We start from the raw sequence: 13,164 nt of genomic DNA, 5'->3' as shown, positions 1-13,164 counted from the left end.
CTAGCTTGAAGAAAGAGCTTTCCCAATGAATTTTGCGGCAGTTCCCGAGCAAAAGTGAATCGGACTTTCCGTGGAGAGTTCCTTGCTCCATCGAGGCCGAGAGATTGGTTGTGAGCAAACGACCGACCAATACAATGAAGGAATGGCTTCTGCTAGACGCCCCAACCCGCACTACAAGCGTTGGGTGCTGGAACCCAGGCAGACAATCGGCGCTCTCCTGGGGCTCAGTCGACGTGGGATATACATTCTGGAGTTCGCTAACGGGGACCGCTACGTCGGACAAACCGTCGACTTCGCCTCTCGTTTCACCACGCACGTGCACGGCTCGGCGCACCACGCCCCCTGGGCGGACATCATTGCGGTCTGCTTCTGGGCTATCCCATCCGGCGATCTAGACGCCGCCGAGAGATCTGAAATCAAGCGCGTTGCCGCCCAAGGGTTTACTCTCCGCAACAAGGCGGGCAACCTGGGCCATGGGCAGCCTGCGCCTCTTGATGAAGTTGTTACGGTCGAGGAGCAGAAACACTGGGCGACCGGTGCTCCAAACTACGAACGCAAGGGCTTCCCAGAACGCATTGCGGCTGGCGCAGCCATCAACTCCAGCGCTGCCCGCACCGCAGACCAGGCGCCGCCGAGGCGAACAAAGCGCAGCTCTCGCCAAGGTTCACGCCGGACGAGAACACGCGCCTCCACCTCCGGGGCGAGATTTGACGCCTTCTTCCGAAAGCCAGCCCACAGGAAGGGTGTTTGGGAGGGTGCCAGAGAGGCGATCTTGGATGACCTTTCATTTCTCCTCACGGAGGTTATCCCCAATGCAGTGGAAACGGAGAAGACGTTCTGGGTGCTCACTGAGATGCCGTCAACGGCTGGCGGTCGCTTCGCTTGTCTCAGCACAGGTGTTTTGGAGTTGGCTTTCTTCCCCCGGACCCTGCTTCCTTTCTTTCGCGACGAAGAGACCAGCGACGACAACTGGGATGGCGACCTGACGGTCCATCTAAACTTCCCACCAAAATCGCTTCAGCAATCACCTTGGTTTTCGGATGATCCAAACGAGCACGTGGACCTCGAATCCCGCGAAGGCATCGTGTTTCTTGGCACAGAAGACGGCTCCATACCGTTTGCCATCACGCGCTTCGATTACGCCCTGACGAGCACAGACAGTCTGGCCCTCCCCATTGGCTACGTACGCGACTTCATCGGTTCACAGCCTTACCTACTAACGACTCTGCGAAAGTTTGCCATTTCCCTGATGCGTCAGAATCCATCCGGGATGTTCCGCCGCTGGCACTCGGACGCGCTCGTGACGGAGGTCATGCGTCACGAGCCGGAAGGCCCTATCTTGCCCAACCACGCCTAGGTCTTTCTCACCTCCGCAGTAGAGCAGCTACAGCTCCCGAATCATGACACCGTCCTCCTCGCGTCCAGCCACGGCGACGAACCCTTCGGACTCGTACAGCTCGCGAGCATGGTTCCCTTCCTCGACCGACAAGCTGAGTTGTTGGAAGCCCCTCTGCCGTCCGGCCTGCACAACGGCCCGGAGGAGCTGCCTGCCGATGCCTCTTTTCCGCGCTTCACTGTGAACCCACAGACTCACCTCGGGGGTGAAGTCATCTACGTACCCATAGCCAGGGTCAGCACTGCCAAGGAACTGCGCCCAGACCACGCCGACAACATCACCCTGCCGTACCGCCGCAAGTGCAAAATCGCCACGGTCGGCGTCAACACGCGTGTAGTGGGCAAACTTCCGCTCCCGCAGGATGTCACACATCGTGAACCGTTGACCGCACCAGTTCATATTCTCCAGCGTGGCTTCCTCAAGCAGGCCTTGCTCGTCAGAGTGGAGGGGACGGAAAACCAGGGCCGATGACCCATCATTACGACAAGACCCCACAGAATCTATCAATGCTCCCACCTCTAGATTGACCGCAAATCGATGTCTGGATTCTTCGGATAACGGTGGCAGACTCAACCACTCACAGGGCCAACGGCTCCGAGAACAGCCTCACGTATAGACTTGGCGGAACGAGTCAGATCTAACGCCGCGAAAGTAATTGGATGCCCATTCATCACCCATTCCTGATGCTCGGGAAAGTCGGTGCTGCTTTGCGTACCCAGTGCGGCGAATACCATCGCTCCTGCCACCTTAGGGCCCGGCATCTGTGCCGCAATGAGCTGCGGTGCCGAGAGCTCACTCGTCGTCTCGCTACTCCTCCGTTTGCTTTTAGCGCACGGCTCGGCCCTCATCACTGCTCTGTCCTCCAGCTGCGCCATTGTCACGTAAGCGTGAAGCTGATACAGGTAAGCGGAGGGCAACGTTGGCTTACTGCTGAAAGGGCCACGTGCTGCCATGTTCGCAAACTTGGCGTCCACGATTATCAACCGCCCTCCCGGACTGCGGAGAGTGATATCAGTCCTCATCAGTGGCAACACGGGGCTTCGTGAGCTCAGAGTTTCGGCCCCAGTGACTCCACCACCACCGGTTTTGGCGTCCTTGCCCAGCTTGTCCCCTTCGGCAACCTCATCCACTGCCCACTTAATGGTCTTCGATCCCCTGACCACCCAGCCTTCTGGCGCTAGGTGGTGCCGATAGATCCCGAGAAGGGCCCTTTCGAACAACCGGCGTAGAGCTTCCTCGCTTACGTCTGACCGCCTAATCGCCGCCCGCCCTGTCCCTGGGCTAGGAATGAGTAGTTGAAGCAACAGCGTGGCTATCACCACCGGTTTGCGGTCTTGGCGAGCCAGGCGCCCCTTGGGTTCCGGGGCATTAGCGTGAAAAGGAACACCAGCATTAGCCAGTGTTCGATACAGCCGCCGAACGCGCGCTGATAGCGCTTCGGCTGCAGCCCCTTGTTGCGGTGTCAACGTTCGGCTCCGAAGTCCGGCTCTTTTCGTTGTCTGCAACATAGACACTGCGCGGTCGAGTGCTCGCAAAAGATACCTGTTAACTGGGCTGTTGACGGTCAGGTCGTTGAACGTGCAGTTGACCAGGCCTTTCTCCATCAGCTGCCCGCGGACAGTTGGAATGACATTGATTTTCCCGCGGATACGACTCATATCCCGCTGGGTACGTGTAAACCCGATGGTCAGTTCGCGCTGCAACCGTTGCTCCACAGCGTCACACAGCAGGCCTGCCACAAGCAACGGTATGTCTACATCTGGATCTTCGACGTCCGCATCAGTTGCTAACCCGCAGCGATACAACTCGGAGGCGTAGAGTTGCAGCAGCCATAGACTCCGCACCGGGACGTACCTGCTGACGCCGAACGTTTCATCCTCATTCACAGCGCAGAACCTCCACCTCGAACCTTCCCCGCTTCTAGGCCTCGCGCAGCAAGGCTAGGGCCTCCCCTAAACGGTCGGGGTCGTCGTGCCAGTACTCTTCCAATAGCGGCCTCAGGTCTGTGTCCACCACCCGACCAAACCATGCTTTGGTTTCGTCTGCGGATAGTGGGTTGTTGCGCCGACCAGGAGTCACGAAGCTATGCCCGATGCAATAGGCCGAGCCCAAGTTCACGTCATCCTCGATCAACGTATTGACGGCCGTGATCTGCTTCGCGATCTGTGTCAGAACCGGTTCGTCGCGGCCGCACTTGCTAGTGCAGTACTGTAACCATTCCTTGCCCAGGCTCGGCTTTAACGTGACGAATCCGAATCGGCGCCGCAGTGCCATGTCGACCATGGCCAGTGACCGGTCGGCCTGGTTCATCGTGCCGATGACGTACAGGTTGGGCGGGACGTAGATCGCATCATCATCACCGGAGGCGTACAGCAGCTTCAGTGCACTACCGCTATCCCGCTTGTCAGCCTCGAGGAGAGTTAGCATCTCGCCGAAGATCTGCGCCGGGTTGCCGCGGTTGATCTCCTCGATTAGGACCACGTGTTTGGTCTTTTCGTCCTCTTCGCCCGCTGCGGCGTAGATGGCGTCCATAAAAGGACCATCTTGTACCACGAGGCCGCGTTCGGCATCGGGCCGGAGCCCCTGGACGAAATCCTCGTAGGAGGTTGACGGGTGGAACTGCACTGCAGTGATGGTCTCGTCCGAGTCCGTGCCGATGAGAGCGTAGGCGAGCTTCCTCGCCAGCCATGTCTTGCCTGTACCGGGTGGGCCTTGGAGGATAAGGTTCTTCTTTTCCCGCCAACGCGTGAGCATGGCTTCAAGGCCATCTTTGGGAATGAAGCAACCTGCGGCCACGATGTCCGCGACGGTGTAGCTGATGGCGGCCTCTACCGCCTCTGTGCCACCGGTGTCATCTGCCGGCTGCGCCGTTGGTGACGATGGGGCTTCCTCTGGTTCCACATCCCCGTCGCTGGCCGCGGGGGCTCGATACGCCGAATCCGATAGCTCTGGGAACGTTGCTGGTAGCGATGCGTCTTCGGCAATCCAGGCTCGCACGTTGTTGCATACGTCGATGTACTCACTGCCTTTGATGGATCGAGGCAACTTCAACCACGGCATGCGCGCAGCAATCGGCTCTTCATCCGGTGATTCGGTACTGGTTAGCCCTCGGAGGTAATCGATGGTGCGCGAATCGAGTGGCAGGTAGTGCTGGGCTCTGATCCAAAACAGCGCCATGGTGTATGACCCGCGCGCCCGCCCGGCAGTTGCAGTGTCGAAGGCTGTAACAAACCTTTCGTAGGCTTCGCCTTCGGTGTCTAGTTCCAGCTCGACGCCGCCACTGCCGTATTCACCGGATGCCCGCTCATTGCGGTTGCCAGCGGGGTTCTCGGTTTGGGCGGGAACAGTTGGGGTGTTTGGCGTGGCCAGTTCCAGCCCAGCGGTGAAGAGCGCCCAGATGTTGTCGTAAAAGGTGGTGTTGCCTGCGTCTCCATCCCGCGATTCGAACCTGGAGCGCATGTTATTGACCTGGGGCACCCCATCGAACCCTGTAGGTACAGGTGAACTCAGTCCGAGGGCTTGCTTGAACCCAGTGCATACGGCAATTTTACTGCTCAAGGAGATTTGCCGATTGATCACGGCGAAGATGGTGAATGGGTCTACATCATCTGCCTCGTAGCGCGCACTGCCCTTGCCGTAGGTCCATAGGAAGTTGAACAACGAGGGTCGACTGGATGCCTCAGCTGCGTCACGGAGTTTGATGAGCAGCTCTGCGCGACGGCCTTGATAATGCTTGAGTGTGTCTGCCATCTCGGCAAAAAAGGGCACCCAGCTTAGGCCCTGTTCGTCGCTGGCTGGTGTAGTTTCCATTGGGCTGAGATCTTCCTCTCTTGACATCACAGCTTCGCGTCTCGCGGTTGCGTTGTTGCTCCTTACCAAGGTTACAGTGGTTGAACGCTTGGCTGAGCTCTGAAAATCACTTTCGAACTACTGCATCAAAGCATGTTCGGGCCCCACTGTACGGGTACGCTGGCACGGCAATGTTCGGCCGCCTCAACTGGGGCAATAACTGGTTCACCGGGGATAGTTACCCTGTGGAACCATCCACAGCTCCTACGTAAAGAGGTGCCCAGTTGTCCTGTTAAATACAACCACACAGTCACCTTCGCGAGGAACGTTGCGAAATCATCTGAGCAGGTGAGCACAGTCGATGACAGTCGCTTTGTTCAATTCCTCGCTGGTGGTCGCTGATGCTGCTGCCTAGACAAACCGCGATCCGGGCAGAGCGGGTTGTCCTGCCAGGACAGTTCCTCGGGTTCGCCTCCTGAGCTGACGGGTTTACCCAGAAGCGCCCAGACGAACTGTGAACCTGGCGAGCGTTTGGCTTGGAAGAAGTGGTTTCTTGCGGATTACCCGTTGCGCTATACGCGCCACACGTCTGCTCCTGGGTCTGGAGTTCAGGCGGTAGCCAACCTAGGTCTCGACTGTGTCCACATGAGCAAGACGCTCCAACAACTGACCTACTGAGCCATCGCACACCTTGGACTTAAACGTCCCAGGCATCATCGTGTCAATCTGCTGGATTGCTGTCAGAACTGCCAAGGACTTTTCCGCGTTGTAGCTGGACACGTCCCTATCCAGCTCAGGTTTAGTCGGCACGGAGGTTACAATCCCATGCCACTCCGGAACAGCGAACTTTGTGAACACGGTGCAGAACTCTGCTTTTATTTCTGGGAGCATGGGATCGGAACTAGGTACATCGACCAACTCATCGAATCGAGAAATACACTTCGTAAATTCCGCGAACTTTTTCCCCCTGTATATTCTTCTGGTTCGGCTCCAGTCTGCGGGCGCACATACATCACAAGTTCATTGGGGTCGAACCCGAGTGCGCGGAAAAGTCCTCGGAGCAAGGGCATTTTCGAAGCGGTTGACGAACTGGTGACAGCCCATAATCCCGGAACAATCTCCTCTCGGCCGCTGTATCCCGGCTCACTGCCTGCAGACAGACCAGGGGCGCCTTGTGCGGCATAAGTGCGAATAGCTTCGTAGTATTCTCCGGACAATGTTCGAATCACGCCGCGAATGAGATCCCGGAAACTCCCTACGGTGTGAGAGGCTCCGTCAAATTCATAGGAGACAATAGCCCGTTTACTGAAGTTGTTGTCTTCACCCATTGGCAAAGAGGGCTGTGGCTCCCTCACCGGCTCGAAGTCCGTCTCGATCATCGGCCAGTAGTTAATTGCATCCTGGAGCATCCTCTGAGATCGCCGTTTCATTGTGGCCTCGTCCCACCTTGAAGCGTCGCGAACATCCGAGTTAAGACGGTACGGGGAGGAGTCGAATCCTCCTGGCAACTCTTTCTTGCGAGCGAAGGTGTAGTTGCTGTACTCAGAGTTGTAGCCGGTAACGGTTAGGTTGCCGATCCGATGCATCCACGTCTTGTGGATTTCCTCGCAAATCGGGCCAAGCTCTTCACGCCATTCCTTAGTGCGGGTCTGCGGCATGATGTGTTCGATAGAGATGTCGCCCGCGTCAATACCGGAGGCGACATCCACGATGTCCTTCGAGTCGAGGTTTTCCAAGCACTCAAACAAGTAACGCCTATTTTCGAGACGGAAATTGTAGAAGTTTCGACTCAAGAACCGCTCACTGAACTGCTCGTCGTTCGAAAATTCTCCCGATGTACCATCTTTGCGACGCAGCAGGTAGGTGATTGCGTCTTCTAGGGAGCTGTTATCGGTCACCAGCCTGCGAGCATCGCTATAAAGCGTGGCGAAACTTTTGTTGAGGGCGTTTGATTGGGCGCCCACCACTGCCCGTCGGAACAGGTAGCTGTCCACCAGAATGATAATCTTCGTGAACTCCTCGGAGGAGAGCACTGCCTCCTTGAAGTCCCCCACGATCGGCATGAGAGCCGGCAAAGCTACTTCGCGGTTGAGGAGGTTAAATCGGCGGAGCCTCCGGTCCGCGGTGGGCACCCCCGTACGCGATTTGTTGATATCGCGGTAGTGCTCCGAATAGCTGCGCATGAGCGCCAAGGTTTGCTCCACGAGTTCATCGAGCCCCCGAAGGTAGACCTTGAAGGCCTCGTTGTCGGCATCGAATCGTGGAGTCCTTCGAGTTTGCCAAATTAGGTAGATACGGATGAAGGTGTCCGTTTCGAAGCCGACGTTCCTTTCGATCTCATTCCAGTACCGCTCGTATAGGCGTTCCTGCGTAGGATTATCCAAACCCATGAGCACGAGGTTCCGAATCGTGTCAGATTCCTTGAGCTCCTTACCTGTGGAGTTCAACGATTCGAAGATGCGCTGAGGCTCATCGTGCGGTTCTAGGTCCAGAGCCATGACTTCCAACCGCTGGATCGCGGTCCATAATTCATCGCCAGTGAGTGCCCTCTCAGCTATGCGCTCGCGTAAGTACCGGTAGTTGCGCGTGATCGTCGATTCCGCTTTAGGCTCATCTCGCTGAGGCAGTCTCCGGTAGGCGTCCAAATCGTGTTTCACAGGCCTCAACTTTAGCTCCGTCTCAGAATCTGCCGTGTAGCCAGCACCCTTGAGGTAGTTGCGACGAATCTTGCTGCTCGGTTCTCTATCTTTCGACTCAATGACTCCAGCATCGCTTGAGTCCGCGAGATCCAGCATCAACAGGCTGGTCGTGGTCAGACGTTGCTGACCGTCAATCACAATCCAATCGAAGGACGTTTCAGGCTTACCTACCACAGCACCGAAAAAATGTTTGACCCGGTCATGTCGAATTGTTCCAATCAAGTCGTCGAAGAGCCGAGCAGACTGCGTTTCACCCCAGTCGTAATTGCGCTGGTAGACGGGAATAATTAGTTGCTTATCGTTCCCGTCGAAGAGAAGAACGATATCCCGAACGTTACCTTTCCAACTTTTTAGCTCCTTGGAGTTGAGGTTCGTGCTCCAACGCCTAGCATGTGATCACGCATGTGACTGTGCCCTTCACACTACCGGCGTGCTAGACGGTTTCTGGGGACACCTCCCCAGATTCGATCATCCGTACCAGCGTCAACTTCTGTTTACCCGCCTGACGCTGTGGTTTCAGGAGAGTTGGCATGGCCCCTCACTTACCGAAAGAGTAGCCATGCAAGATTTTGTCGCTATCAACCTTGAAACCGCCAACGAGCAACGCCGTACCGACTGTTCCTTAGGCTTAGTGGCCTTCGACAACCAGGGAAACATTAAGGATCGTTTCCCCACTTTGCTCCACACCATGCCGACGTTAGCTTCTTCAACCCCGTCAGCGTATCGGTTCACGGCTTCACGGCCGAGGATGTTGCCGATGCACCAGATTGGTCTGGCATTCGGCAGTCCGTGGCCAACTACGTCGGGGATCACCCGCTCGTGGCCCACAACATGGCCTTCGATGGTTATGTCCTGTCCGACCTCGACGTCACCTACGGTTACCCAGCATTAAGCATCTCTCAGCTGTGCACGCTGCGAATAGCTCCCCGGATTCTCGCTATAGAGTTGGACCGAAAGAATCTCGATGCGGTCCTCTACTATTACTTTCCGGGCGAGGCTTTCAACCACCATGAAGCCACCGAAGATGCTGAAGCGTGCGGCCGGTTTTTCGCACGTATGCAGGAAGATTACGGGTTTGACCATCTGATTGAGCTATGCCCTCCCAGTGGTACCCGCCGCCGACGGAAATCGGTAGCTGAAGTCAACCAGGCCGTAGTTCAGGATCGGCTTGCGCGAGTTGGGAACTCCACGGTTCTCAAGGGCGAGAGAGTAACGATTACCGGAACACTACAGCGGGGTCAGCGCGCCGAAGTTCAGCAGCTCGTGGAGGCTTTGGGGGGTGCCGTGGAAAAGAACCTCACCAAAAAGACGACGATCTTGGTGGTTTAGATCCCAAATACGAGCTCATGGTCCGAGGGATCATACGCCTTCCGCAAACTCACTAAGGCTACAAAGCTACGCGAGGCTGGGTCTCCCATCGAGGTGCTTACCGAAGAAAAATTCCTTCACCGCCTTGGCGAAGAGCAGTAGCCTGTCTTGCTCCCCGCTATGACTACTCCACCTGCGGCGCTGCACCGGGCCATGGGAGCACACCAGCACCCGGTACAATAAGACCAGCTTTATACCCGAAACCAAAGATCCACATGAGCGGCCAGAACCCCGATGCCTTCAGCGTCTATCACCATTGGCCTCTCTCCCCTGGGCAATCCATTGCTCCTCTCATCCGGCGCGACCGCCGCGGCATCTATGTGCTTGAGTTCGCAAACGGCGAACTTTATGTGGGCCAGTCCGTAGACGTTGTCACGCGCTTCGCAACCCACGTTCACGGCTCTTCTCATCACGAGCCATGGGCATACATCATTGCCCTTCGCTTCCGCCCCATCCCCGAGGGCGACCTCGGCGAGGCGGAACGCTCCGAAATCCAACGGTTACGAATTGCTGGACACACATTGCGGAACAAGGTCGGGAATCTAGGCCACAGACAACCGGCGCCTCTCGACGCCGTCGTCTCTATCGAAAAACAGCACCACAAGGCGACCGGGGCACCCAGCTACACTCTCAACAGGCTGCATGAACACCTTACGGCAAGTCATCCGCTCTCAGAATCACGCACTCAAGCAAGCTCTACTCCCCCGACCCGACAGCTCGACTACCACCAGGCCAGCAGCCTTCTTCGCACAACCCTCACACCAGCGAGGAATCTGGCGGAGCCTGCACTCGGCGATCTCCCGCGACCTCGGTATTCTCATCAAGAACATCATCCCAAACGAAGTGGACACCAGACTCGACTACTGTACTGTCACTAATTCCCGTCCGCCCCAATGACGTTTAGCCGCCCTCAGCACTGGGTCCTAGATCTGGCGCATTTTCTCGCCGCCACACCTCTAGCAGACCACAATCGCTCAAATACCACACTCGTGTTCCACGATCTTCTACGCCTATTTACACAAAATTCGTTCGAGATCTCAAGTAGAACGACCTCTGCCCCGACCCAGAAGCCAGCTATCTACTACTGAACCTATACCGACCGTGTAAACCAACCGTAGCGCTCTCTAAGGCCCCTCCTCAAAAGGGTGAATCACTAGAAAAAACAAACCTAATCTGCCAGTGAGCCTTTCATGCAGCCTAGCATTTCGGCGCATACTGCCTCCCCCATAGACTCAACACAATTGCGAGCATACTCGGAGTCGACTAGATCTATAAACCATTCATCTGTAATCGCACTCCGTACGATCATGCCCAGTCTATGACTGGCATCATGTCGCAGTTCACAAAGCACATCGTATTGCTGACGCACCTCATCTTTGTTCTTGACAAACTCAGATGGTGACCGTAGGCCAATATCTTTCGCGAAACCGCTATAATCGGACCAGCCCTGAAAATTAGCACGACTAAAATAGTGCAACAGACTTTGATTAATTGGCTCCATATAATTGAAGGTGATCTCACTATCATCATCCGAAACCAAGACCCTTGCAACCTTAGCTGGAATCGTCACCCTGAAGGGTCGGGGAGATTCATACTGTTCCGATAGATATCCCACTGTAGCTACATATTTTAGACCTTTAAGCAAGGAATCGAGAGCCCCAACCAAGTAAATCGGCAAGATTGAATCGACTTCTCGAGCAACAACGGCGTTTCCCACAGAAGGATCCGAACCTTCACCGTTCAAATCCAAACCCGGAGAGCTGTGACCCGAGGTGCCACGCCGATTGGCTGTAACCCAAATTAATAGTTTGTCGAACCGCTGAAGATTCTCATCAAACAAAGCTCGCTGCATCTCCACCTGGCTACGGAACTCAAATCTATAACCCATTATGCATCAGTCATTTCAACAATACGTACCGCAAGCTCGGTGAATACTGAATCAAATGCTTTAATATTCTGGATTTGGGCCTCAGCAACACTTCCCTGCGTGTAGAGGTCTTCCTCAGTTAAGGAAAATACAGGTCGCCCGACGTTTTGGGCCGCCGCTATTAGCGAATTGAAATCCTTAATCTCAGCTAGCGTGTACTTCAAATTATACCTATTGTAGATATCCTCCTTCAACATAAAACCACTATCCTGAAGGGCCGGGACCAAGGTTTCGTCAACAGCTGTTTGAAGATTATCCATATAAATTTGAAAGCCGCGGGTCGCTCTGCCATTTTTGACATTATATTTCTGTACGATGGTCCCCAAGAATTTAGGAATTGAGGGAGAGAACTCATACACTATGTCGTCATCCTTGAAAAGCTCCAATATTTCCACCTTTTTAGACCAGCTCGCCCACTGCGGAAGAATTCTCGCGAGGCTCTCTGTTGCCATGACGGAAAAAATATCGGGCATCATCGGAACGATAAAGTAATCGGCTAGCAGCAAATTCACCTGATTTATGGAACCTAGACTAGGGCTCATGTCGAGCAGAATAAAGTCCAAGTCATTATGCTCGCCCAGTAGGTTATAGAGTTCACCGAAACTCCCGGGCACATTCTGCATAGCAGGCATCACGTTCCCCATGTTCATCGCGGTAGCAAGCTGCGTCTCTACCTCGGCCATCTTTACATTACCCGGCAGAAGTTTCAGATTTTCTCGTTGAGTCACTTCCACGCAGTCAGGTGCAGTAATCTTTTTACCTATACCCTTCATTGCGGGTCGCAGCGCATCGTGAATGTTAGAAGCTGCGAACCCCTGATAGTCTTCAGCAAGCAAAGCTTCGTCTTCCGGATCGAGGATTGATCCAGTCAGATTGCACTGCGGATCAAGGTCGACAAGGAGAACCCTTTTTCCACTTTGTGCCAATTTCCATCCGACACTCAGGCAGGTCGTGGTCTTGCTAACGCCACCCTTGTTATTAAAAAATGCTATTATTTTCATCTCTGGTATCCATTTCCATCTTGACGCGACAACGACTGGCTCTAATATAACACACAGATGCCCTAGAGGTGTCGACTTTCCGCAAAGAGGAAGCCACTGCTGCTCTTCGTCAGGCAGCGTTGGTTTCCCCCGACGCGAAGCCCCCCCTTTGGGTCGACTCGGACTTCCTGCATCCCCAGACTACCTGTAGCTGCTGGCTACCGTATGGGTAGTTCCACAATAGATCGACCTCAACCTCGCGCGGCCGCATAAAGAAGACCCGACTGCTTTCCATCACTATGAGTACCGATTTTGCCGTCAAGATCGACCGAGTAAGACCGATTTCGAATCCAAATCATAGCCGACCGTACAATGTTACTAAGACTCTTTTGGCGGCCGAGCTGATTTCATCATAGAAAGATAGGCGTAGAAACTTGGCTTGTGGGGACCCCGTACGTGACCCTATTAATCCATTGGTTTGTTGATTACTGCCGAGCTTTCCATTTCAACCAGAGCCTCAATCTCGGAAGCTTCTTCCGCTCCTCGTATTCCCGGCGCTTGCTCGGCTACAAATTGCTCTCGTTCGTCAGCGAGAATCCTTTATACTTACCGTCGATTCAGAGCTATTATTCAGTGAACATCGGTACATTCAACCAATTAGTTGAATACAGGTGGACCTTATTGTTATTAATTAATATCCCTGACTGAAGCGGGTTTACATTATCATTCGGACGACAATAGAACGCTTGGGGTCAAAAGTAGCACGACAGAGGCCATGTCTCGATTTTAGGTGTATATCTAGTCTCCATGAAGTTAATTAACCTGAAGTAGTTGTATTTGAATAACGATAGATCAGCCTTACTTAGCCTAACAAGAACTTTATCAGAGGTAAGAGCGTCAATTTGTTTAATTAACACTTTCCGGTTGGAATGAAGGAGCAACGCCGCTTTGTACACATCGCCTTATGTTAAATCTAGGGCATTTTTCGTTAGAGATTTCAACGTG

General features: G+C 54.5%; 10 protein-coding genes and 1 pseudogene. 3 read left to right on the top strand and 8 right to left on the bottom strand.

The window, feature by feature from the left end; translation table 11 throughout:
• Nucleotides 1-142 precede the first annotated feature (142 nt).
• A complete protein-coding gene (locus CHEID_RS02870; protein WP_112769024.1) occupies nt 143-1,357 on the top strand; it encodes a GIY-YIG nuclease family protein in 1,215 nt (404 codons plus the stop codon).
• 27 nt (nt 1,358-1,384) lie between these two features.
• On the opposite strand, the gene CHEID_RS02865 is transcribed toward CHEID_RS02870, so the two are convergent.
• The 5 genes from CHEID_RS02865 to CHEID_RS02845 all read right to left on the bottom strand — a co-directional run bounded on the left by CHEID_RS02865 (nt 1,385) and on the right by CHEID_RS02845 (nt 8,169).
• Nucleotides 1,385-1,891, bottom strand: coding sequence for a GNAT family N-acetyltransferase (locus CHEID_RS02865; protein WP_238599257.1), 507 nt, complete (start codon nt 1,889-1,891; stop codon nt 1,385-1,387).
• 74 nt (nt 1,892-1,965) lie between these two features.
• Nucleotides 1,966-3,282 (bottom strand): 5-methylcytosine restriction system specificity protein McrC, encoded by a 1,317-nt coding sequence (locus CHEID_RS02860; RefSeq protein WP_112769023.1) that lies wholly within the window; start codon nt 3,280-3,282, stop codon nt 1,966-1,968.
• A 34-nt stretch (nt 3,283-3,316) separates the two neighbouring features.
• On the bottom strand, nt 3,317-5,206 hold the full coding sequence (locus tag CHEID_RS02855; RefSeq protein WP_181645878.1) for an McrB family protein: 1,890 nt from the start codon (nt 5,204-5,206) through the stop codon (nt 3,317-3,319).
• A 603-nt stretch (nt 5,207-5,809) separates the two neighbouring features.
• A complete protein-coding gene (locus CHEID_RS02850) occupies nt 5,810-5,995 on the bottom strand; it encodes a hypothetical protein (RefSeq protein WP_146743827.1) in 186 nt (61 codons plus the stop codon).
• A gap of 65 nt (nt 5,996-6,060) precedes the next feature.
• Nucleotides 6,061-8,169 carry a DUF262 domain-containing protein gene (locus CHEID_RS02845; protein ID WP_238599256.1) on the bottom strand — a complete coding sequence of 703 codons (2,109 nt, stop codon included), beginning with the start codon at nt 8,167-8,169 and terminating at the stop codon, nt 6,061-6,063.
• 468 nt (nt 8,170-8,637) lie between these two features.
• Here CHEID_RS02845 and CHEID_RS02840 point away from each other — a divergent pair.
• Nucleotides 8,638-8,865, top strand: a pseudogene (locus CHEID_RS02840) (3'-5' exonuclease family protein); the annotation flags it as partial.
• A gap of 75 nt (nt 8,866-8,940) precedes the next feature.
• A complete protein-coding gene (locus CHEID_RS02835; protein ID WP_238599255.1) occupies nt 8,941-9,213 on the top strand; it encodes a BRCT domain-containing protein in 273 nt (90 codons plus the stop codon).
• 230 nt (nt 9,214-9,443) lie between these two features.
• Here the strand turns inward: CHEID_RS02835 and CHEID_RS02830 are convergent, their stop codons facing one another.
• From CHEID_RS02830 to CHEID_RS02820, 3 genes are all read right to left on the bottom strand, one after another.
• Nucleotides 9,444-9,749: a hypothetical protein gene (locus CHEID_RS02830; protein ID WP_112769019.1), complete on the bottom strand. Its 306-nt coding sequence runs from the start codon at nt 9,747-9,749 to the stop codon at nt 9,444-9,446.
• A gap of 671 nt (nt 9,750-10,420) precedes the next feature.
• Nucleotides 10,421-11,140: a hypothetical protein gene (locus CHEID_RS02825; RefSeq protein WP_146743826.1), complete on the bottom strand. Its 720-nt coding sequence runs from the start codon at nt 11,138-11,140 to the stop codon at nt 10,421-10,423.
• Complete coding sequence (locus tag CHEID_RS02820; RefSeq protein WP_112769018.1) at nt 11,140-12,180, bottom strand: ParA family protein; 1,041 nt, start codon at nt 12,178-12,180, stop codon at nt 11,140-11,142. Before CHEID_RS02820 ends, CHEID_RS02825 begins: the two co-directional genes overlap by 1 nt.
• Nucleotides 12,181-13,164: the final 984 nt, after the last annotated feature.

Origin of the sequence: Corynebacterium heidelbergense, assembly GCF_028609845.1 — a bacterium.
GTDB classification, from domain to species: domain Bacteria; phylum Actinomycetota; class Actinomycetes; order Mycobacteriales; family Mycobacteriaceae; genus Corynebacterium; species Corynebacterium heidelbergense.
Note: the sequence above shows the minus strand (reverse complement) of the source record. Positions and strands in the feature narration are given on the sequence as shown.

Coding starts and splice junctions, on each gene's coding strand:
- CHEID_RS02855 (WP_181645878.1), bottom strand. CDS start 5,206: ATGGAAACTACACCAGCCAGCGACGAACAGGGCCTAAGCTGGGTGCCC.
- CHEID_RS02870 (WP_112769024.1), top strand. CDS start 143: ATGGCTTCTGCTAGACGCCCCAACCCGCACTACAAGCGTTGGGTGCTG.
- CHEID_RS02820 (WP_112769018.1), bottom strand. CDS start 12,180: ATGAAAATAATAGCATTTTTTAATAACAAGGGTGGCGTTAGCAAGACC.
- CHEID_RS02835 (WP_238599255.1), top strand. CDS start 8,941: ATGCAGGAAGATTACGGGTTTGACCATCTGATTGAGCTATGCCCTCCC.
- CHEID_RS02825 (WP_146743826.1), bottom strand. CDS start 11,140: ATGGGTTATAGATTTGAGTTCCGTAGCCAGGTGGAGATGCAGCGAGCT.